Raw genomic sequence first — 21,044 nt, forward strand, 5'->3', positions numbered from 1 at the left:
GCCGCCCCGCCCTACGCCCGTTCCTTGGTCCGCTCGAAGCGCACCTTCGGATAGCGCTCGGCGACATAGCCGATCTCCCAGGAGGACTTGCCCAGGAAGACCGGGGCCTCGTCGATGTCCTGGCCCATGGCCGACTTGTGCTTGTTCACGAAGTCCTCGACGTCGACGCGGTCGCCGCCCAGCCAGCGGGCTTCGGCGTAGGGGCTGGCCTCGAAGATCACTTCCAGCTGGTACTCGTTGGCCAGACGGTCGGCCATGACCTCGAATTGCAGCTGGCCCACGGCGCCGACGATGAAGTCGCTGCCGATCATCGGGCGGAACAGCTGGGTGACGCCCTCCTCGGCCAGACCTTCCAGCGCCTTCTTCAGGTGCTTGGCCTTCAGCGGATCCTTGACGCGCACGCGGCGCAGGATTTCCGGGGCGAAGTTGGGCAGGCCGGCGAACCGCAGCGTCCCGGTTTCGGACAGGCTGTCGCCCACCCGCAAGACACCATGGTTTGGAATCCCAATGACGTCGCCGGCGAAGGCGTCCTCGGCCAGCTCGCGGTCGCTGGCGAAGAACATGATCGGGGCGTTGACGCTCATGGCCTTGCCAGTGTTCTGGGCCTTTAGCTTCATGCCGCGCGTGAAGCGGCCGCTGGTCAGGCGCAGGAAGGCGATCCGGTCGCGGTGGTTGGGGTCCATGTTCGCCTGGACCTTGAACACGAAGCCCGACACCTCGCTGTCGCCCGGCGCGACATGGGTCTCCGCGCCGTTCTTACTGGCCGGCATGGGCTTGGGCGGCGGGGCGTAGGCGCCAATGCCGCCCAGCAGTTCGGAAACGCCGAAGTGGCGCAGGGCCGAGCCGAAGAACACCGGCGTCATGTGGCCTTCCAGGAACGACTGGACGTCGAACGGCTTGCCGGCCTCGGTGACCAGCATGGCGTTGTCTTCCAGCTCGGCCTTTTCCTCGGGGTCCAGATACTGGACCACCGCGTTGCCCTTGAAGGCGATCGGGTCGGGATGGCCCTCGTCGTCGGTCGAGCTCTTCTTGGCGTAGGGAATGAACTTGTCGTTGCGCAGGTCCAGCATGCCCTTGAAGCGGCCGCCGGAACCGGCCGGCCAGAAGAGCGGCGCCGGATCGAGAGCCAGCTTCGACGAGACCTCGTCCAGCAGCTCGAACGGATCCTGGGCCTCGCGGTCCATCTTGTTGATGAAGGTGATGATCGGGATGTCGCGCAGGCGGCAGACCTCGAACAGCTTCAGGGTCTGGGGCTCGATACCCTTGGCCGCGTCCAGCACCATGATCGCCGCGTCGGCGGCCGTCAGGGTGCGGTAGGTGTCTTCCGAGAAGTCCTCGTGGCCCGGCGTGTCCAGCAGGTTGAACATCAGGCCGTCGTGGTCGAACGTCATGACTGAGGCGCTGACCGAGATGCCGCGCTCGCGCTCGATCTTCATCCAGTCCGATTGGGTGCGCCGCGTCTGGCCGCGCGCCCGCACGGCGCCAGCCGCCCGGATCGCCCCGCCGGCCAGCAGCAGGTTTTCGGTCAGGGTCGTCTTGCCGGCGTCGGGGTGACTGATGATGGCGAAGGTGCGCCGACGGGCGGCTTCAGCGGCGGGGGAAGAGCTCATGGGCGGGGACTAGCCTCCTCCGCCCTTTTTGTCACCTTCCCTCGCCGCCGCACCGACCGCGCGGCGCCTAGAACTTCGCCGACAGACGCGCGTACCAGAGGCCGCCGTCGGTGTCGTAGGGGGCGTTACGCGAGTAGATCAGGCCGCGCGAGGCCTGGAACGTCGCCTCGTCCGGATAGGTGTCGAACAGGTTCTCGGCCCCGACCGTCAGCTTGAGCGCGTCGGTCAGTTGCGCGCTGACCGACAGGTCGACCAGCGCCTTGCCAGAGAACTTCTGGATCAGGTCGGCGGTCCCGTTGGCCTGGGCGTCGGTCCACTCGCCCGACCAGCGGGCGCGGATCAGGCCGCTGAAGCGCCCCTTGGCGTAGTCGAACGACACGTTGGCGGCGTTCTGCGGCAGGCCATCTTCGAGGTTGATCCGCGATAGGCGCGAGACCTCGGTCAGCTTGGAGCGGGTGACCTTGGTGTCGTTCCAGTTCCAGGCGGCCGTGACGCCGGCGCGCCCGCCGAGAACCTGACCTCGCCAGGAGCCGACGACGTCCACGCCTTGCGTGCGGGTGTCGAACGAGTTGGTGAAGTAGCTGACCGTCGTCAGGCTGTCGGCGCCGGGGACGCCCGCGGCGACCAGTTGGGCGCGCAGGGCCGGCGTCACCGTGAAGTTCGGCGAGACGGCGAAACGGTTGTCGACCTCGATGCGGTAGTAGTCGACGGACGCCGTGAAGCCGCCCTGGCGGAACACCGCGCCCAGCGACAGGTTCTTCGACTCCTCCGGCTCCAGCGGCTTGCCGCCCAGCGCCACCGAGATCGGATTGACCGGCGACAGGCGGCCCGAGGTGAACAGCAGGAGGGTCGTGGTGTTCAGGCCCTGCGAGGTGCGGGTGTTGTTGATCTGGCCCGCGGTCGGGGCGCGGAAGCCGGTCGAGACCGCGCCGCGGAGGGCGAAGTTCGGCGTGAACTCGTAGCGGACCGCGATCTTGCCGTCGGTGGTTTGGCCGAACTCGGAGAAGTCCTCGTGGCGAATGGCGATGTCGGCGCCGAACTTGTCGGTGATCGGCAGGTCAAGGTCGGCATAGGCGGCGTAGCTGGTCTGGTCCCACGACCCGGCCTGGCTGGGCGCGTAGCCGGGGAAACCGTTCGAGCCGCTGGGCAGACCCGCCGCCGCGCCGGGACCGACATCCCAGGAGTAGCGATCGCCCGCCTCGATCTTGTACGTTTCCTTGCGAGCTTCCACGCCCAGCGCCAGGTTCGCCGGCTTGGCCAGGAACGACCACTCAAGCGGCCGCGAGGCGTCCAGATTCAGCGTCGCTTCTTCCTGGATCAGCGAGCCGGCGTCGAAGCTGGTCGGCGATTGCGGGCCGAACGAGGCGTTGATGCTGTTGTTCAGGAAGTAGTCGACCTTGTCGCGGCCCCAGCCGGCCGACACGTCCCACGACCAGCCCTTGGCGTCGCCGCGCAGGCCGCCATTGACCGAGGCGTTGGTCTCGTCCTGGCCGAACTTGGGCGAGAAGCCGGCCGGATAGATCTGGTTCAGCGACCACCCCGGGAACACGGTGCTGGTGCGGTAGGAGCTGTCGGTAGACGGGTTACGCCAGTTAAAGTCGGTGACGCCGTGCAGATCGCTGTAGGTGGCGAAGCCATAGGCCTCAACCGCATCACCGACTGGCAGGACCAGGTTCAGCGAGCCGCGCCAGACTTCGCGGTCAGGCTGGCCCCAGCGTTGGACGGGACTGGGCACCTTGATGTTCGGGTTCGCCGCCTGGAAGGCGATGGCGTCGGGACGCTGGCGCGTCCGCGAGGTGGCCTCGGCGTTGGTGTAGTCCAGCGCGCCCACCAGACTACCGCCGTTGCCGATGGCGAGGCCGTAGCGTGCGCCGATCTCGGTCTTGTCGCCGTCGCCGGCGTAGTAGCGGCCCGTCTGGGCGTAGCCGTCGAAGCCCGTCTTGTCGCTGAGGATGATGTTGATCACGCCGGCGATCGCGTCGGAGCCGTATTGGGCCGAGGCGCCGTCGCGCAACACCTCGATGCGCTCAAGGCCGCTGGTCCCGAGGGCCGCCAGATCGACGCCCTGTTGACCGCGACCACCCAGCACCGCCGAGCGGTGGCGACGCTTGCCGTTGACCAGCACCAGGGTCTGGTCGGGCGAAAGGCCGCGCAGGGTGGCCGGGCGGACAAAGGCTTGGCCGTCGGCGGCCGGCAGGCGCTGAACGTTGAACGACGGCGTCGTGGCCGCCAGCTTGTCCATGATCTCGTCGGAGACGACGCTCTTCAGCGCCTCCTGGCTGACGACGTCCACCGGCGCGGCGGACTCGAAAGCCGTGCGGTCGACGCGGCGGGTGCCGGTGACGACAAGGGTGTCCACCTCCGCAGCCTCGGGGGCCGGCGCCGCCTGCTGGGCGTGGGCTTGGCTGGAAAGAACCAGGGCGAGCACGCCCCAGGCGGCCGTCGTCATGAGTTTCATCGGGAACCTGCGCTGTTTACTGCGGCGCGGGGTAACGGCGGGTCTTGTCAGGTGGACGACAGACGCGTGTTGGTTCGATGAAGGCTCCGAACAGCGTTCGCGCGATATTATACCGAGAGTTGCAGCGCTCGCCCCAGGCGAGACAAAGTCAGTTAAAGCCGCGTCACCATGTCTCGCGAAATGATCGCCAGGCGACCAAAATACCCCTATTCGAATAATGGGTTTGGAGTCATGCTTGCGCCTTCACCAACGACGACTTCAGATCGTCGGGTGTCTGGAGGAAATCGAACGATGGCCCTGCTCGACCACCACCGTTCTCAAGGCCGGCAACATCCCGCCGGCAGCGCACTGTGCTTCGGCGTCACGATCGCTGGCCTTGTCGGCTTGGCGGTGACGATTAGCTGGCTGATGACGCTGGTGAAGTTCTAGGCGGCCAAGCGCTGCCAGACTTGCCGGTCGGCTTCAGCGTTGGTGAGAGCGCCGGCGTTCTGGCGATGCAGCAACGCGCCCATGACTTCCACGCCCAGCTGGACATAGCGAGCCTGCACATCCTCGACGTTGCAGCCGCGCGTGGGCGCCACGAACAGAGCCGCATTGATATCCGGCGCCTTGGCGATGATCAGCGCGGCGAGGCGCTGAGCCCGCTCCACGTCCTTGTGCTGCAGGATCGGCTCTTCTGAAAACAGCTCTTTCCCCAACTCCAGCACGCTGTTCAGCGACAGCTTCGCAAAGCGATCACGCGTCACGGGCGGCGTCACTTCGCTCGGGTCGAAGCTGAGGATGACGTCATTCATCAAGAAAAGCATGGGCGTCACGGGCTGAGCGGCTACGAGCCGGACAGATACCCGATCCGGGCTTTCAGCCGGGTTTAGGATCACGGTTAATGGGGCGCCGGCCTGGTTCGCCACCGATCAACGGCCGTCTCGCGCTGAGTTTGTCCCGTCAGGCCGGATCGGGTTCGACCGGCTCGGTCAGGAAATGCCGCCCCTCGCGGTCCTCGATCTCCACGAGCCACACATCAGGGTCGATGCGCGCCGCGCGCTCGACATAGGCGTCCAGATCAGGCTCGAACGCGGAGCGGACCGGCTGCATCCAGAAGCGCTCGCCGTCGCCCCGCGTCGCCTCGCTGTAGAGCCGAGCGGTTCCGGCCCGGCGATCCACCACCTTGACCAGGACCGCGCCGGCGCGGGTGTCGCCCTTGCGGCCCACGGTGGCGAACGCCCCGCCCAGCTCCGCGCGACGGATCAGCGCGCCCACCCAGATGTCTGTCGAAAGTAGCATGCTAACCGAACCGCAACCCAAGCTGGGCTAGAACCCGCCCTTCGAATGTCTCACCCATAGGCCAATGACGTCCGCAGAGCATCATAAAGGTCGCGCCCGCCACCGTATGGCGGCGGTGGCGCTCGCGGGGATTCTCGCCGCGCCCACGGGACTTTGCGCCGCCGAAGCCGCCGATCAGCTTTACGAACGCACGTTGATGACGACGGCGAACGCGCGATGCGGCCTTTTCGCGCCTCCGATCTCGGCGGCGCTGGACGCCGCCCGCGCCCAGGCCAGGGGCGCCACCCTCCGCTCGGGCGTCAGCGAGCAGCAGGTCTTCGCGCTGGAGCAACGGGCGCGCGCCAAGGCCGGCGCCGCGGCCTGCAACTCCAAGGACCTCACCTTGGCGGCCTCACGGGTCAAAGCCGCTTTCGACGGCTACGCCCAGATGCAGACGATGACCTATCCGGGCGACGTCGCGTCGTGGAAGGCCGATCGGTCTTCGTCGGCGACCATTCCGTTCTGGCGTCTGTCGCAGATGTCGGCGTTCGGCGGCGACCGACTGATGTTCGGCCTGGCCGGACGCAACAAAGCCGTCACCGCCGTCGCCACTTTCGAAAACGGCCAGCGGCCCTACGCCGCCCGGGTGATCTTGCGCGACACCCGCCGCACCTTGGGTCCCTATATCGATCAGCGCTTGGGTCGCGCCTTGAACGGCAAGGTCGCGCCGCGGAACGCCAGCCTGGTGTTCAACGCCGAGACCCGGGAGGAAGCCCCGCCGACCTTGCTGCCCACGGGCGCCAAGACCGGCCTGGCCTTCCGCTTCCCCCTTGCCCTGGCCGACGCCATGTCGCAACTGGATCCGCGCGAGGCGGTGACGATCGAGTTCGTCTTTACCGGCCGTGGGGACGAGATGACCCGCAAAGCCTATGTCGAGGTGGGCGATTTCGCGGCTGGGCGAGCGTTCCTGCATTAGGCCCGCTCGCTTCCGACGGAGGCGTCGGCGGCAGAAAAGTCAGCGCGGGGCGAACGCGATGACGTTGTCGCCCAGACTGGCCGGCGGGGACCTGTCCTCGACCGGCGCTTCCGGCTCCGGCGTCTTGGCGGGTGGCAGCACGGCCAGCAGCACCGGCAGCCGAACCGAGACCGTCGTTCCGGCCCCGAGGCGGCTTTCGATAGCCATCTCACCGCCGTGAAGCTTGGCGAAGGCGCGAACGAGGGACAGCCCAAGACCCGTGCCACGCGCGCGCTGTTCGGCCCCGCCCGCCTGTTCATAAGGCCGGCCCAGCCGCTCCAGGTCCTCGGGGCTGATGCCTACGCCGGTGTCGGCCACGACGATCTCCAGGACGCCGTCATAGCCATCCAGCGTCACGGTCACTTGGCCGCCGCGCGGCGTGAACTTCAGGGCGTTGGAAACCAGGTTGAGGACGATCTGCTTCAGGGCGCGACGATCGGCGTCGACTTCCAGCTCGCCGGGCGGCAGAACGCCGCGGAGCTGGACGCCGGCGCTGTCCGACTGGACCCGCAGCAGGCGCATCGCCGCCTGGATGGCCTCGCGGGCGTCAAAGACGCCGCGCTGCAATTCGAACCGCTCGGCCTCGATCTTGGACATGTCCAGCACGTCGTTGATCAGATCCAGCAGGTGCCCGCCGCTTTCGTGGATCAACTCGGCGTATTCGGCATAGCGATCGCTGAGAGGACCGAACATCCGCGCGCGCATGATGTCGGAGAAGCCCATGATGGCGTTCAGCGGCGTGCGAAGCTCGTGGCTCATATTGGCCAGGAAGCGGGCGCGGCCCGCGGCAAGGCCCTCGGCGTCGGCCCGCGCCTGCTCCAGGGCGGCCGCCCGGTCGCGCTCCGCCGTCACGTCACGCAGTACGCCGACCAGCTGGTTGGGAGCCACGCGCTGAAGGTCCAGCGCCAACAGACGCTCGGCACCCAGCGCCGGAACGAAGTCGAGGCTGGCGGCCCCGTCGCGATGGGCCTGAGCGATGGCTGCGGCGAGCCTCGCCCGATCCGCCGGCGCGGCGGCGTCGGCCAGACCGCGCGTCATCAACTGCTCGGTCGACACCCCCAGCGGCGCCGATCCGCGCACGGTGGTGACCTGTTCATGCCCGCGGACGGCGATCGCCAGGTAAGGCAGGCCGTCCAGAAGGGTCTCGAGCCAACCGATCTCCAAGGCGTCGCGGTCCTCGCGTAGCGCCTGGCGACGGCGACCGATGAGAAGCCCGGCGGCGAGACCCAGCCCCATGGTGACGAGCGCCAAGAAACCCAGAAGGAAGGCCAGCGGCCCGGTCGGAGCCGCCGGCGCCAGGCCGGAAAGCTGGATCAGGGCCGCCACGCAGCCGCCGATCAGGGCCAGAGCGGCGCCTTCGGCCAAGCGCTTGGAGCGACCCATGGTCGAGGCGGCCGCGACCGGCGCCAGACACCAAGCGGCCATCGCGCCGGACACGCCGCCGGTCAGGGCGGCCGCCGAGGCTCCGCCCACGGCCCAAAGCACCAGCAACAAGGATTCGGTCCGCTCGCCCCCGCGCGTCGCCACCAGGGCGGCCAAGGCGGGAACCGCGCCGGCGGCCAAGGCGCTCCAAACCGGCCAAGCGCGGGCGTCGACAATGAACAGCGCCGCGGCGGCCGCCAGGCAGACAGCCCCCAGCCACCCCAGGCGCCAGGCAAGCGCGGGATCGAAGCCCGCCTGCGGGGCGGGACGCCTGATCGAGTCTGGTCGCGCTTCGAGTTCCAAGGCCGGCCGGTTTCGACTGCGGCGGGAGTCGCCGTTCAGGAAGCCTAACGCGAGCGGAAGGTTTCGGCAAAGCGCGCACAATCGTTAAGCGAGGTTAACGGCGGACTTCGCTGTGGACGGAAACGGAATCGTAAGCGCCGTGAGTCATTGTCCAGCTCCAATCGGTACGGACAGAAGGTCCGGGAGTTCGTAATGCCAGAACCGGCGTCCCTGGACGCATCGCTTATCGTACCCTTCGCGGACGCTGCTCCGACCGAGCGTCGGACAGCCGCGGAGGAGCGTCGCCGCGCGGCGCTGGACGATCGCAAGCGGTCCTTCCTGCGTATGGTCAGCCACGAGCTGCGCACCCCTCTGAACGCCGTGATCGGCTTTTCGGAGATTTTGTCGCATGAGCTGTACGGCCCGCTCGGCGCGCCGCAGTATCGCGAATACGCCCAGATCGTCCACGAAAGCGGCGTGAAGCTGCTGAAGCTGGTCAACCAGATCGTCGAGATCGCGCGCCTGGAAGGCCACGTCACCGACATCAAGATGACGCCCGAGAGCCTCGACGAGGCCCTGGAAGACGTGATCGAGGGCCTGCGTCCGGAAATCGCCCGCCGCGAGGTCATCATCCACATCATCGGCCAGGGCGCCCTGCCCCTGGTCATCGCCGACAGCCGGGGCCTGCGCACCATGCTGTCGAACCTGCTTCAGAACGCCGTGACCCACTCGCCGGCCGGCGGCGTTGTGCACGTCGCCGCGGGCCGGATCGGCGCCGAGGTCGAGGTGACCATCCGCGATCAGGGTCCAGGCGTCGACAGCGCCGAATTGCCGCGCCTGCTTCAGCCCTTCGAGCAGGGCGGCTCGCCCCTGACGCGGGCGAACGAGGGCGTGGGCCTGGGGCTTCCGATCGTTGATCTGCTGTCGCGCGCCATGGGCGGGCGGCTGAAGCTCTCGTCCAGCCTTGGCGCGGGCTTCCTGGCGCGACTGATCCTGCAGGCGGGCTGATCGCCACGCCACGCTTGCCTTGGAGGGGTGAAGGCGCCTAAACGCCCGCCCATGACCAACCCGATCAACGCCGCCCTCGACGAACTGGCCGACGAGTTCGAACTGCTCGGCGACTGGGAAGAGCGCTATCGCTACGTGATCGAGCTCGGCAAGGACCTCGCGCCGCTCACCGACGCCGAGCGCTCCGAGGAGAACAAGGTGCGCGGCTGCGCCAGCCAGGTCTGGCTGGTCACCGAGCCCCAGGCCGACGGAACCCTGGCGTTTCGCGGCGACAGCGACGCCCACATCGTCAGCGGCCTGGTGGCCATCATGCTGCGCCTCTATTCCGGCCGCGCGCCGGCCGACATCGTCGCCTTCGACGCCAAGGCCGCCCTCGATCGCCTGGGCCTTTCGGAGGCCCTGTCGTCACAGCGCTCCAACGGCCTGAAGTCGATGGTCGGCCGCATCCAGCGCGACGCCCAGGAGGCGCTTGGAAACCTTGGCTAGGTATCGCGTCGCCGCCCTTTATCGGTTCACGCGGTTCGAGGATCCGGCCGCGATCCAGGGGCCGCTCGCCGCCCTGTGCTGTAGCCTGGGCGTGAAGGGCACCCTGCTTCTGGCCCGCGAGGGGATCAACGGCACGATCGCGCGGGCGAGGACGCCGCCATCGAGGCGGTTCTGGCCCACATTCGCGCCCTGCCCGGCTGCGCCGATCTCGCGCCAAAGACCGCCTGGGCCGAGCGCATGCCGTTCTATCGGATGAAGGTGCGGCTGAAGAAAGAGATCGTCACCCTGGGCGAGCCCGACCTCGATCCGACGGATCCAGGGACCTATGTCGCTCCCGCCGACTGGAACGCGCTGATCAGCGATCCCGACGTCGTGGTGATCGACACTCGCAACGACTACGAGGTCGGCGTCGGCCGGTTCGAGGGCGCGGTCGATCCGAAAACCGCCAGTTTCTCGGAGTTCCCCGCCTGGTTCCGCCAGTACCGACAAGACCTTGAGGCCGCACGCGCTCCCGACGCGCCGCCTCTGAAGGTCGCCATGTACTGCACCGGCGGCATTCGCTGCGAGAAATCGACCGCCTTCCTGAAGGCCGAAGGCGTCGAGCAGGTCTTTCACCTGAAGGGCGGCGTTCTCGACTATCTGGAGCAGGTGCCCGAACCCGAAAGCCTTTGGCGGGGCGAGTGCTTCGTGTTCGACGAGCGCGTCGCGGTCGGGCATGGCCTGGCGCCAGGAACCCACGCGTTGTGTCGCGGCTGCCGCATGCCGGTCAGTCCAGAGGACCAGGCCTCGCCGCTCTATGTCGAGGGCGTCTCGTGTCCCGCCTGCCATGACCAGCGGACCGAGGAGCAAAAAGCCCGCGCGGCCGAGCGTCACCGTCAGGCCCTGCATTGCGAGGCTCTGGGCATCGACCATGTCGGCGCGACGTTGCCAGCCAAATCGGGCTGAACCGTTCGCATCGCCCCCGCGTTGACACGGCTCCCCTTCCCTCATCGAGGAGCCGCCCCATGCACACCAACGAAGATCACATCAAGCTCGTCAACGGCCTGGTCGAGACCACGATCGACAGCGCCGACGGCTATGCCGAGGCCGCCAAGGACGCCGACAACAGCCGCTACAAGGATCTGTTCGAACGTCGCGCCGAGGAACGCCGCTCGGTCGCCTCGGAACTGCAGGACGAAGTTCGTCGCCTCGGCGGCGAGCCCAAGGACGACGGCACCATCCTGGCCGCCGCCCACCGCGCCTTCCTGAACCTGAAGGACGCCATGTCCAAGGGTGACGAGGCCGTGGTCAACGAGGTCGAGGCCGGTGAGGACCACATCAAGGCCAAGTACGAAAAGGCCATGCAGGACGCGGACGTCGATCCTCAGACCCGCGCCGTGATCGAACGCGCCTGGACCTCGGTCAAGTCCGGCCACGACCAGATGCGCGACATCAAGCACATGCTGAAGCACTAGGCTTCAAGCCGGATCTGGAAGGGCGGGGCCGGAAGGTCCCGCCCTTTCTCATATTTGCGTCAGGCGCCGCGACACCGCATATGAAGACCATGGAAGACGCGCCGCGCCCCGCCTCCGCCGAACGTCTCGTTCTCGACGAGCGGCAGGTGAACCTGATCGCCAAGGCCCTGGCCGAACCGCGCCGCCGCCAGATCCTGAAGGAGATCGGCGCCGCCGCCGATCCCACGCCCTGCGGCGACGTGGCCCAGCGTCACCCGATCAGCGCCGCCACCCTCTCCCACCACATGAAGGAACTTGAGCGCGCCGGCCTGATCCGCGTCTGCCGGCAAGGCAAGTTCGCGTTCATGGCCCTCCAGCGCGACGTGCTGAACGCCTACCTGGCGCAGCTGGCGGAGATTTAAGCCCGCATCAGCAGGCTCGACCAATGCTTGCCTTCCACTCGCGCTCCCGGCAACCTCAACGCAAGATTGAGGTGGGAGCGATCGTTCGTGTCGTTGGGTCAAAGAGCGGCGTGGGTCGCTGCAGCCGCCGCTCTATGTGCGTGGACAACCTGTTGGGCCCAAGAGGCTGAGACGAACGGCAAGGGCCAGGGCGCGACCGCTGCGACTGAGCAAACAGGCCTGTGGAGACGCGCCGAAAGCGAGCATTTCGTCGTCTACTCCTCCCAAAGCGAAAATCTGATCCGCCGCTACGTCGCCATGCTCGAGGACTTCGACAGCCTCCTGCGCCTTCTGCACGGCAAGGTCGACGCTGAAACGCCTCGCAAACTGCCCGTCTATCTGGTGTCGAGCACCCCAGAGATGCGGCGCGTGTTGCCGGACGCTGTAGACGGTCTGCGAGGCGTCTACCTAACGCCGTTGGAAGACATCTTCGTCGTCGCCATACGCGCAGATAACGACCGGTATGACCGCAACAACGGCGACGACGTGGTGCTCCACGAATACACGCACCACTTCGTCGCCCAGTATTTCCCCGCGGGCTATCCCGGCTGGCTGACGGAAGGGCTCGCGGAGTATTTCATGACCGTCGACCTTCAGCCGGAAAAGGTGCTGGTCGGCGACTTCAACCGCAGTCGCGGCTATTCCCTCATGAACACCAAGTGGGTCCCGATGGCGGATCTGCTGTCGAAAAGGCCTGATCAGGTCGCCGAAAGCGACCGTAACGCCTTCTACGCCCAGTCCTGGTTACTCACCCACTACATCTGGAGCGACAGGGACAGACGCTCGCGCATGACGAAATATCTGGACGCCGTACATGACGGCGCTCATCCCATGAATGCCTGGCAAACCGTGTACGGCCAGGACGAGAAGACGTTGGAAAAGACCCTGACCGCCTACACGGACAAGCTGTCGGGGCTGGAGTTGAAGCGCACGCCGCCCCCGCCTCCCAAGATCACCTTCTCACGCATGCCGGCCGGCGCGGACGATCTGATCCTGGAAGTCCAGCAACTGAAACTGGACATTCCTCCGGCCAAGGGTCCCGCCTTTCTGGCCAAAATACGCAAGATCACCGCCAAGCGGCCCAACGAGTTCTACAGCCGCCGTGTCATGGCCCGCGCCGAATGCGACCTGGGCGACCGCAAGATCTGCGAAGGGATGCTGAAGGGCTTGCTGGACGAACGCTCGCAGGACCTGGAGACCTTGCAGATCATGGCGGCCAGTCGCCTGTCGACGGCGCGGCAGGCGATCCGCGACAAGGCCAGCCGAGAGCAAGTCCAGGCGATCTACGCTGACGCCGCGAGCTATCTCGGACGGATCCACAAGATCGATCCCAACGACTACATGGCCTTGTTCGGCTACGCCCAGACCAAGGGGTTCGATGTGGTTCCTTCGGAGAACACGCTGAACGTTATCAGCCGAGCGGCGGAAATCGCGCCTCAAGCGTCCCTGATCCGCATGACCGCCGCGCGCCTGTTCATCCAAGCCCGGGAATATGAGGCCGCCTGCGAGATGCTGGCGCCGGTGGCCGGCAATCCCCATGGCGGCGCTCGCGCCAGGTACGCCGCTCAGTTGATGGCCGAGTTGCGGGACAAGCCCGACGGCGAGGCGCTGTCGGGAGCGCCGCTGGCGAGCGCCTTCGCCGCGAACGGCTAAGACGCGTCTCCGTCGTCAGGCCTGGGTGTTCGGGGCCAGACGCCCCTCAGGGCCGCCCTGCTGGGGCGAAGCCATCGCGCGATCTTTCGACTTCACCCGGCTGCGGCGCAGGAAATAGAGGCCCGCCAACAGGGTGCACGCCGCGCCCACCAGACTTGTCGCGTAGATGCTGGCCACGAAGAAATTGAGCCAGTCCAGCGCGACCATGGCGAAGTTGCGCCAGATCAGCAGGGCAACGCTGCCCAGATAGCCGGAGGCGTCCGCCACATAGATCAGGAAGCCCGCCGTGCCGACTTGCCCGCTATAGGCGACCATGCGGTCGAACAGCATGGCGTTGAACGGGGTGTAGGCCATGTAGATGCCCGCCCCCGTCAGGATCATCCAGGTCAGCGGCGACAGCATGTGCGCCTGGAAGGCCAGGGTCGACAGACCCAGCGTGACGAAGCCCACCAGGATGACGCCATGCATGACCAGAAGGGCGCGTAGATTGTCCCGCACCAGCATCACCGCGCCCAGGACGCCCAGCGCGATCACCGCCACCGGCAATTCGCTGGCCGTGAACACGTCCGAGGCCTCGCCAAAGCCCAAGGTCGTCCAGATCTCGGCGGCGAAGTTGTCGCGGAAGTCCCGCAACGCCGTCAGCAGGATGTAGGACAGCACGAGCAGGACGATCCCTGGGGCGTAGGTCGCCAGGAAGGCGCGGCGCTGGGCGCTATCCATGGGCTGTCGGCGCACGCGGGCCGCCTCGTCCTCGGCGTTGGGCGGCGGAAGCTGGGTGAGCGCCCAGACCGAAACGGCCAGCAGGGGCATGAAGACCGCGCCCGTGGCGGCCGGCATCCAGAAGGCCGAGACGTGGATGTCGCTCATCAGCCACTTGCCGACTGACTTCACCACGCCGGAGGACAGGATGAAGCTGGCGCAGAGGATGGCGCCCAGCACCTCGGAGGTCCGCCGCCCCTCCATATATCCGAACACCAGTCCCCAGATCATGCCCAGCGGCAGCCCGTTCAGGAACAAGGCCAGGACGTTCCACGGCGCCGGGATCATCGCGAAGGCCAGCAACGCGAGCCACGAAGCGCCGATCAGCCCGAGAATGGCCGCGCCGCGGCGCGCGGGGGCGATCTCGGAGATGACCTTGACGCCGATGAACTTGGACGCCGCGTAGCCGATCACCTGAGCCAGGACGAGGGCGATCTTGTAGTCGATCGCGAAGCTCCAGCCCTCGACCACGCCAAAGGTCGCCGCCGCGAACGGCTTGCGAAAAGCGTACATCGAGAAGTAGGCGCAGAAGCCCGCAAGGCCGGCGAACAGGGCGAATGCCAGCGGATGAGCGCGCTCGAGCCAGCGCCGAGGACCAGATGTCATGGGAACGCCCCCTGATGAAGCGCTCTGGTCTATACCATCGACATGTCGGCTCGATGACGCTCCGACGCCCCTACCGGACGCGGATGTCCACGCTTACGGTCAGGGCGTCGTGACGCCAGTACTCACGGTCGAACTCCACCACATTGCCCTGGGCGTCGTAACAGGTGCGGACCAAGCTAAGGCCCGGCAGACCGGACTTCACGCGCAAGGCCTCGGCCTCGCCGCGCGTCAGGGCGCAGGGCCGCATGTCGACCTTGTTCCGCGCGACGCCAATGCCATAGACCGACTTCAGGACGCTGGTCAGGGAGCCGTTCAGATCGTGCTCGATCAGGCCGGGCGCGCGCGCCGCGTCGACGATGATGCTCTCGATCAGCACGGCCCGGCCGTCGATCGAGCGACGCCGGTGGATCCAGTACATCGGCGCGCCCACCGGCCGCGAGAAGATCTGGGCCAGCACGCCGTCGCAGGCGATCTCGACCTTGCTGAGCGTTTCGGTCTCGGGTCGCCGGCCTTGCGCCTCGACATAGGACATGAAGCCTTCCCAGCGGGTCGGATCATAGACCACCGGCGGCGGGGAGACGTACCAGCCGCTGCGGTCCTTGCGATAGATGATCCCCTCGGCCTCGAGCTGAAAGAGCGCCTCGCGCACCGTACCGCGGGCCACGCCGCCGCCGATCTGCAACTGGCGTTCGGACGGCAGCCGCTCGCCGGGCTTGAACTCTCCAGCCGTGATGCGGGCGGCGATGTCGTCGCGCACGCCGATATACTGAAGACTGTCGGGCTGTTGCATCGAACGACCTGGCCGGCGGTCGAATCCGCCGGGCGCAAGGATGTGAGGGGAGGCGCCCCCGGGTCAAGGAACCGATCGGCTTCAAGCGCCTGACATGGCGATGTCATGAAAGGTTCGCGATCAAACGCTTCAATCTGGTCTATACCAAACTGGATTTGAGAGGATTGGGTCATGGCGACCAACCGACGCTCGTTCCTGCGCGCCGCCGCCGCTGGCGCCACCTCCAGCCTGCTCCACACCACCATCGCCCGCGCCTTGGCGATCCCGGCGCGCCATCGAACCGGCACGATCATGGACGTCGAACACGTCGTGATCTTCATGCAGGAGAACCGAGCGTTCGATCACTACTTCGGAACGCTGAACGGCGTGCGGGGGCTGGGCGACCCGCGTCCGCAGCGGTTGCCCGGCGGAGCCTCTGTGTGGCGCCAGCCCAGCCGGGAGCATCCCGACGGTTTCGTCGCGCCGTTCCATGGCGACGCCTCGGTCACCAACGCCTACACGGTCGACGGCTCAGACCAGGGCCACCAGGCGGCGATCACCATCGTCAACGGCGGGCGCTATGACCAGTGGGGTCACTCGGGCGAGCTGCACAAGCGGATGGTTTACTACAAGGCCTCCGACCTGCCCTTCTATCACGCGCTGGCCAGCGCCTTCACCGTCTGCGACGCCTACCACTGCTCGACCCTGACCCAGACCTACCCCAACCGCCTGCACCTGTGGACGGGCTGCAACGGCGGCGGGAAGGTCGGCGGCGATCCCGAGATGAGTAACTACGGCGAGGACGAGACGCCCAGCGCCGACATGGCCACCGACAAGGTCATGGCCAAGGGGCCGTACGACTGGACGACCTACGCCGAACGGCTCGAGGCGGCCGGGATAAGTTGGAAGGTCTATCAGGAGTACGACAACTTCGGTGACAACATCCTGTCGGTGTTCAAGCCGTTCCGCCCCTGCGCCAAGGATTCGTCCTTCTACGCGCGGGGTCGATCTTGGGTGTCGGAGCACAAGACCGGCGCCGACCGCACCCGCTCGGACGGCGAGCAACTGGTCGAGGCCTTCCGCGCCGACGTCGCCGCCGATCGCCTGCCCCAGGTCTCCTGGATCGTCACCGCCGCCGACCTTTCCGAGCACCCCCAGGCCGAGCCCTCCAAGGGCGAACATGTCTGCGCCGAGCTGATCAAGGCGCTGGTCGATCATCCCGAGGTGTTCGCCAAGACCGTCTTCATCGTCAATTACGACGAGGCCGGCGGCTTCTATGACCACATGCAGCCGCCGATGCCGCCGCTGACCCCGCAACAAGGCTGGAGCTCGGTCTCGGTCGCCGGCGAGAGCAAGGACTACGGCCAGGCCGACGTCGCGAACAAGGGCGCTCACCCCCTGGGCCTGGGCATCCGCGTGCCGGCCATCGTCGTCTCGCCCTGGACGCGCGGCGGCTTCGTCTGTTCGGAGGTGTTCGACCACACCTCGACCCTGCGCTTCCTGGAGCGGCGCTTCGGCGTGCGCGAGGAGAACATCAGCGATTGGCGCCGCACCATCTGCGGCGACCTCACCTCGGCGTTCGATTTCGCTGCGCCGAACCAAGACTGGGCGACCGTGACCCTGCCGGCGACGGCGGACTACATGCAGCGCGTGGCGCGTTCCAAGGCCGCGCCGAGCCTGCGTATCCCGACCATCCAGACGGCGTCGATCCAGGACGGACCGCAGCGCGGCGCGCGCGCCCTGCCCTACCTGCTGTCCGCCGACGCGCGGGTGAAGGACGGCAAGGTCTGGATCGATCTGGTCAACGCCGGGCGCGCCGGCGCGGTGTTCCAGGTGTTTGACAACACCGACCGGGACGGCCCCTGGCGCTTCACCCTGGCGCCTGGCCAGGCCTATGCGGCGGGTCATTGGAACCACGCCGGCCGCGCGCCCGGCCCCTATGACCTCACCGTCCACGGCCCGAACGGCTTCTACCGTCGCTTCGCGGGGGACGCCTCGCGCTCTCAGCCCTCGATCAAGGTCTTGCCGGACGCGCGCTCGCGGCTGGTTCTCCAGCTGACCAGCGAGCGCGCCGGCCTCGTCATCGCCGAGATGGACCAAGCCTATCCGCTATCGGAAGGCGAGGCTCGCCAGACCGTGGGCCTCAAGCCCGCGCGCGCGGTTCAGGCGGCTTGGGACCTTCGCGGCAGCGACCATTGGTACGACCTGACGCTGACCCACCCGGACGACCCCACCTTTCTTCAGCGCCTGGCCGGCCACATCGAGACCGGTCGCGCCAGCCGCACCGATCCCGGCATCGGGCGCATGCGCCTCTAGAGCCTCTACCTGACGGATATCGCATGACCACCAGTTCCCCGGCCGACGCGTTCCTGGCCGAGATCACCGACCTCTTCACGCGCCTCGGCGGCCTGCACTACGGAGAAGACGTCACCCAGATGGAGCACGCCCTGCAGGCGGCGCATCACGCCAAGCTGGACGACGCCCCTCCCGCCCTGGTCGCGGCGGCCCTGCTGCACGATATCGGCCACCTGATGCAGAAGATCGGCGAGGACGCCGCCGACCGTGGCATCGACACCCGTCACGAACAGATCGGCGCTGGCTATCTGGCTCGCGTCTTCGGCCCCGAAGTGACCGAGCCGATCCGCCTGCATGTGGCCGCCAAGCGCTATCGCGTCGCCGTCGACCCCGCCTACGGCAGCCGCCTCAGCGACGCCTCGCAGCAGAGCCTTGCCCTGCAGGGGGGCCCGATGAACGCCGATGAGATCAAGATCTTCCTGGCCGACCCGTTCGCGGCGGCGGCGCAGAAGCTGCGCGGCTACGATGAGGCCGGCAAGGATCTGGACGCGGAGGTCGCGAACTTCGAGACCTATCGCGCGCTGCTGCGCGGCCTGATCGACCAGGCCGGCAAGCTCTAGACGGGTCGGTCGCCCCGCGCGATGCGGGCTTCGATCTCAGCCAGCGCCGGGCCCAGCTCGGCGATGGTCTCGACCACATAGTGCGCGCCGGCGTCCGCCAAGGCCTTGGCGGACGCGGCGACGCGCGCGGCGCGCTCCTCGACCGGCAGGGCGGCCAGCGCCGTCTCGCTCAGGCCCACGCCGTTGCCGGACGCCGAGACTCCGACAGCCCAGGCGCCGGCCTCCAGGCCCTCGGTGATCCCCACCACCGCGTCGTCGACCTTGACGCAGGCCCGCGCCGGCCAGGCGCCCAGCGCGACCAGCGCCTTCCACATCATCAACGGCGACGGACGGCCCTCGGCCGTCTCGCCCGCGCAGACCACGACCTCCGGCGCATAGCCCTGGTCGGTCGCCAGCGGCAGGATGTCGGCCATCATCGGGCGCGTGTAGCCGGTGGTGGAGCCGATCTTCACGCCGCGCGCGCGCAGGCCCGCGGCCAACTCGGCCGCGCCTGGGATCAAGGTCGAGCAGTCGCGCGCCGCCGCGCGCATCTTGGGCTCGACGGCGTCGTGCAGACGATCGACATCCGCTTCGTTGCTCGACTGGCCGTAGCGCGCCAGCCAGCCCTCGGCCACGCGCGGCATGGCCAGCAGGGCGCGGACATGATCACGCTTGGCCCGCCCCATGTCGCGGCGCGCCTCGGCCTCGGTGATCTCGACGCCGGCCTCGGCGAACACCTCCCGCAAGGCCAGGACCGGCGCGCAGCAGCCAAAGTCGATCATCGTGCCGGCCCAGTCGAACACGACGGCCTGGATAGGGCTGTGGCTCACGCGAAGGCTCCGTCGGAAAGGTTCAGCAAATCGTCGGCGACGGTTTCCGCCAGCCCGAAGGCCGTCGAGGCTCCGGTCCCGCCCGTCACCACGACGAGTCGAACGCCCGGCATGGGCGTCTCGACCAGGCTATGCCCCTCGGCCGAGGCGTAGGTCCCGGTCCAGCGTTCGAGGACCATCGGCGGCGCCTGGCCGAACACCTGCGCAAACTCGTCGAGGATCAGGGCGTCAACGTCGTCTCGCGCGAACGGATCGGGCGTTAGCGCATAGTGATGGCTGTCGCCGACGACCAGCGAGCCGTCAGCGCTCTGGACGACGATCAGGTGGACGCCGTGCTCCAGATGCGCCGGCTGCTCGGCTTGAAGACGGGCGCGCAGGGCCCTGGCCTCCGGCAGATCGGCGTAGCCGAGATAGCGGACAAGTCCGAGGTCGGACATGACGGGCGCCGGCAGACGCCAGCCCGGATCGGCCAGTCGTAGCATCTGCAGCTTGCAGCGCGTCACGCCCGCGCGGGCGAAGCTGTCGGGAAACAGGGTCACCAGATCATCGCCGGGACAGACGACGATGGCGTCAGCTTCGATGGCGCCGACGGACGTCTCCAGCCGCCCGGTCTCGACACCGCGAACGGCCGCGCCGCGCAGGAACGCAACGCCATGCGCGGCCTCTAGCCAGGCCGCCAGACGCGGGATCGCGCTACGCGACTCCACGCGCAGATCGACGCTGCTGGTGAGGCCGCCGAGACCCCCCCCTCGCGTCGGGAGCCGATCGCCGAGCGCTTCGGCGTCTCGCCACGCGCAGCCGTCGGCCATCTCGGTCTCCAGAAAGGCTTCGAGCACCGCCTTGGCTTCGGGGCGTCGGGCGATCATCGTCAGGCCGCGCTGAAGAACCTCGACCCCCGCGGCGTCGGCGACTTCGCGCCAGACGTCCGCCGACCGGCGCGCGTGGCGCCAGACCGCGCCCCGCGCCTGCCCGGTCACGGTCACGAAGCCGAAATTGCGCACCGAAGCGCCGTTAGCCTGGGCGTCACGGTCCACGACGACCACACGCTTGCCCAGCCGCGCGGCGGCCAGGGCGTGGGCCAGCCCCACGATACCCGCGCCGACGACGGCGACGTCGAAACCTTGCTTCAAGACAGACCTTCCCGTTGGCGCGCCGCGTCTTCGGCGACCAGATGCCGCAGGACGCGCTTCTCCAGCACCAGCATCGCGCCGGCGCCATTGGTCCGCATCACTAGACCGTCCGCCAGCGGATGAGCCGCTTGGCGGACCGCCATCGCCAAACGCTGAAACTCCCAAGCCGCATCCCCATCGACGCCGTGCAAGGCGCAGAGCTGCCGCCAGTCGAACGCGAAGCTGTCCAGCAGTTGGGCGAAGCGCGCGGCTCTCTGCTGCGCTTCCCGCCCTTCGACGGCGACCGCCAGCTCGCCCTTCAGGTCGTCGAGCAGCCACTGAACCTCGGCGGCCGGCATGATGGGCGAGCGCTGATTGATCTCGGTCAGCAGCGGATGATCCGCGTTCGGATCCCAGCCCGCCTTAGGCCACTGCCCCCTCGGCGGCGGGGGAGCCTGGACGAACCGCCAGAAAGCCGCCGTGCCGGTCGTGTCGGCGACCAGGTGGATGCGTTCAAAGCTGGCGTTGTTCTCGACATGATGCCGTCGCCAGTTGTCGAAGACCCAGGCCTCGCCGGCGCCCATATGCACGACCTCGCCGTCGCAGTGGAAGCGGACTTCCGGCCAGGTGAAGACCGGGATGTGCAGGCGCACACGCGTATGCCAGTGGTAGTTGATGTCGGCATGTTCCGGCACGCCCGCGCCCGGCGCCAAGCGCATCAGCCGCGAGCGGCTCCAGACGACGCCGAAACCCGCCAAGGCCTGCTTCAGGTAGGGCATGGCTTCCAGCCAGGGCGTCGCCGCCATGCGGCCGTGCACCCCGTCGTTCTCGCCGCCCCCGGTGGTGATGAGGCGGACGGCGCTGTTGCCTGGAACCTGATCGGGATGCGCGACCCAGGCCTCGGCCGGCAAGGCCGCGACCTCGGCCTGCAAGCGCTCGACGTCGAACAACAGGGGCAGTTGAAAGAAGGGTCGTGAAAGCCGCATGGG

19 protein-coding genes and 1 pseudogene are annotated in these 21,044 nt (G+C 67.8%); 10 read left to right on the plus strand and 10 right to left on the minus strand.

The window, feature by feature from the left end:
• Window positions 1-11: 11 nt before the first annotated feature.
• Both CSEG_RS16000 and CSEG_RS16005 read right to left on the minus strand, forming a co-directional pair.
• Window positions 12-1,610 carry a peptide chain release factor 3 gene (locus tag CSEG_RS16000; RefSeq protein WP_013080274.1) on the minus strand — a complete coding sequence of 533 codons (1,599 nt, stop codon included), beginning with the start codon at window positions 1,608-1,610 and terminating at the stop codon, window positions 12-14.
• Between the two features lie 67 nt (window positions 1,611-1,677).
• Window positions 1,678-4,059, minus strand: coding sequence for a TonB-dependent receptor plug domain-containing protein (locus CSEG_RS16005; RefSeq protein WP_227878851.1), 2,382 nt, complete (start codon window positions 4,057-4,059; stop codon window positions 1,678-1,680).
• 300 nt (window positions 4,060-4,359) lie between these two features.
• On the opposite strand from CSEG_RS16005, the gene CSEG_RS22910 reads away from it, so the two are divergent.
• Window positions 4,360-4,497: a hypothetical protein gene (locus tag CSEG_RS22910; RefSeq protein ID WP_013080276.1), complete on the plus strand. Its 138-nt coding sequence runs from the start codon at window positions 4,360-4,362 to the stop codon at window positions 4,495-4,497.
• On the opposite strand, the gene CSEG_RS16010 is transcribed toward CSEG_RS22910, so the two are convergent.
• On the minus strand, window positions 4,494-4,874 hold the full coding sequence (locus CSEG_RS16010) for a hypothetical protein (RefSeq protein ID WP_013080277.1): 381 nt from the start codon (window positions 4,872-4,874) through the stop codon (window positions 4,494-4,496). The two genes, CSEG_RS22910 and CSEG_RS16010, sit on opposite strands and share 4 nt — an antisense overlap.
• A gap of 136 nt (window positions 4,875-5,010) precedes the next feature.
• Entirely contained in the window at window positions 5,011-5,349 is a 339-nt protein-coding gene (locus tag CSEG_RS16015) for a DUF1491 family protein (RefSeq protein ID WP_013080278.1), read from the minus strand.
• A gap of 64 nt (window positions 5,350-5,413) precedes the next feature.
• Between CSEG_RS16015 and CSEG_RS16020 the strand changes: the two genes are divergently transcribed.
• Window positions 5,414-6,304, plus strand: coding sequence for a hypothetical protein (locus CSEG_RS16020; protein WP_041538342.1), 891 nt, complete (start codon window positions 5,414-5,416; stop codon window positions 6,302-6,304).
• Window positions 6,305-6,343: 39 nt separating this feature from the next.
• Here CSEG_RS16020 and CSEG_RS16025 read toward each other — a convergent pair whose 3' ends face one another.
• Complete coding sequence (locus CSEG_RS16025; protein ID WP_013080280.1) at window positions 6,344-8,068, minus strand: sensor histidine kinase; 1,725 nt, start codon at window positions 8,066-8,068, stop codon at window positions 6,344-6,346.
• 192 nt (window positions 8,069-8,260) lie between these two features.
• Between CSEG_RS16025 and CSEG_RS16030 the strand changes: the two genes are divergently transcribed.
• The 6 genes and pseudogenes from CSEG_RS16030 to CSEG_RS16055 all read left to right on the plus strand — a co-directional run bounded on the left by CSEG_RS16030 (window position 8,261) and on the right by CSEG_RS16055 (window position 13,088).
• On the plus strand, window positions 8,261-9,055 hold the full coding sequence (locus CSEG_RS16030) for a sensor histidine kinase (RefSeq protein ID WP_013080281.1): 795 nt from the start codon (window positions 8,261-8,263) through the stop codon (window positions 9,053-9,055).
• A 51-nt stretch (window positions 9,056-9,106) separates the two neighbouring features.
• Window positions 9,107-9,541 (plus strand): SufE family protein, encoded by a 435-nt coding sequence (locus tag CSEG_RS16035; protein ID WP_013080282.1) that lies wholly within the window; start codon window positions 9,107-9,109, stop codon window positions 9,539-9,541.
• Window positions 9,534-10,486: pseudogene (trhO, locus tag CSEG_RS16040) on the plus strand (oxygen-dependent tRNA uridine(34) hydroxylase TrhO). The gene CSEG_RS16035 and the pseudogene trhO overlap by 8 nt, the downstream one beginning before the upstream one ends.
• A 59-nt stretch (window positions 10,487-10,545) precedes the next feature.
• On the plus strand, window positions 10,546-10,995 hold the full coding sequence (locus CSEG_RS16045; RefSeq protein ID WP_013080283.1) for a PA2169 family four-helix-bundle protein: 450 nt from the start codon (window positions 10,546-10,548) through the stop codon (window positions 10,993-10,995).
• Between the two features lie 80 nt (window positions 10,996-11,075).
• Window positions 11,076-11,396: an ArsR/SmtB family transcription factor gene (locus CSEG_RS16050; RefSeq protein ID WP_013080284.1), complete on the plus strand. Its 321-nt coding sequence runs from the start codon at window positions 11,076-11,078 to the stop codon at window positions 11,394-11,396.
• A 297-nt stretch (window positions 11,397-11,693) separates the two neighbouring features.
• Entirely contained in the window at window positions 11,694-13,088 is a 1,395-nt protein-coding gene (locus CSEG_RS16055) for a hypothetical protein (RefSeq protein WP_053463771.1), read from the plus strand.
• A 15-nt stretch (window positions 13,089-13,103) separates the two neighbouring features.
• On the opposite strand, the gene CSEG_RS16060 is transcribed toward CSEG_RS16055, so the two are convergent.
• Together CSEG_RS16060 and CSEG_RS16065 are read right to left on the minus strand one after the other, a co-directional pair.
• Window positions 13,104-14,453 (minus strand): DUF5690 family protein, encoded by a 1,350-nt coding sequence (locus tag CSEG_RS16060; RefSeq protein ID WP_013080286.1) that lies wholly within the window; start codon window positions 14,451-14,453, stop codon window positions 13,104-13,106.
• Window positions 14,454-14,523: 70 nt separating this feature from the next.
• A complete protein-coding gene (locus tag CSEG_RS16065; RefSeq protein WP_013080287.1) occupies window positions 14,524-15,243 on the minus strand; it encodes a UTRA domain-containing protein in 720 nt (239 codons plus the stop codon).
• 171 nt (window positions 15,244-15,414) lie between these two features.
• On the opposite strand from CSEG_RS16065, the gene CSEG_RS16070 reads away from it, so the two are divergent.
• On the plus strand, window positions 15,415-17,538 hold the full coding sequence (locus CSEG_RS16070) for a phosphocholine-specific phospholipase C (RefSeq protein WP_013080288.1): 2,124 nt from the start codon (window positions 15,415-15,417) through the stop codon (window positions 17,536-17,538).
• Between the two features lie 23 nt (window positions 17,539-17,561).
• The gene (locus tag CSEG_RS16075; RefSeq protein WP_013080289.1) at window positions 17,562-18,137 is read left to right on the plus strand and encodes an HD domain-containing protein; all 576 of its coding nucleotides are present in this window, start codon (window positions 17,562-17,564) and stop codon (window positions 18,135-18,137) included.
• On the opposite strand, the gene phnX is transcribed toward CSEG_RS16075, so the two are convergent.
• Genes phnX through CSEG_RS16090 form a run of 3 tightly spaced genes read right to left on the minus strand, consistent with a single transcriptional unit; the run spans window position 18,134 to window position 21,041 of the window.
• Window positions 18,134-18,946 carry a phosphonoacetaldehyde hydrolase gene (gene phnX, locus CSEG_RS16080; protein ID WP_013080290.1) on the minus strand — a complete coding sequence of 271 codons (813 nt, stop codon included), beginning with the start codon at window positions 18,944-18,946 and terminating at the stop codon, window positions 18,134-18,136. The genes CSEG_RS16075 and phnX overlap by 4 nt on opposite strands.
• Complete coding sequence (locus CSEG_RS16085; protein WP_013080291.1) at window positions 18,943-20,076, minus strand: TIGR03364 family FAD-dependent oxidoreductase; 1,134 nt, start codon at window positions 20,074-20,076, stop codon at window positions 18,943-18,945. Before CSEG_RS16085 ends, phnX begins: the two co-directional genes overlap by 4 nt.
• On the minus strand, window positions 20,073-21,041 hold the full coding sequence (locus CSEG_RS16090; RefSeq protein ID WP_013080292.1) for an aspartyl/asparaginyl beta-hydroxylase domain-containing protein: 969 nt from the start codon (window positions 21,039-21,041) through the stop codon (window positions 20,073-20,075). Before CSEG_RS16090 ends, CSEG_RS16085 begins: the two co-directional genes overlap by 4 nt.
• Window positions 21,042-21,044: the final 3 nt, after the last annotated feature.

Origin of the sequence: Caulobacter segnis ATCC 21756 (assembly GCF_000092285.1) — a bacterium.
GTDB lineage: Bacteria > Pseudomonadota > Alphaproteobacteria > Caulobacterales > Caulobacteraceae > Caulobacter > Caulobacter segnis.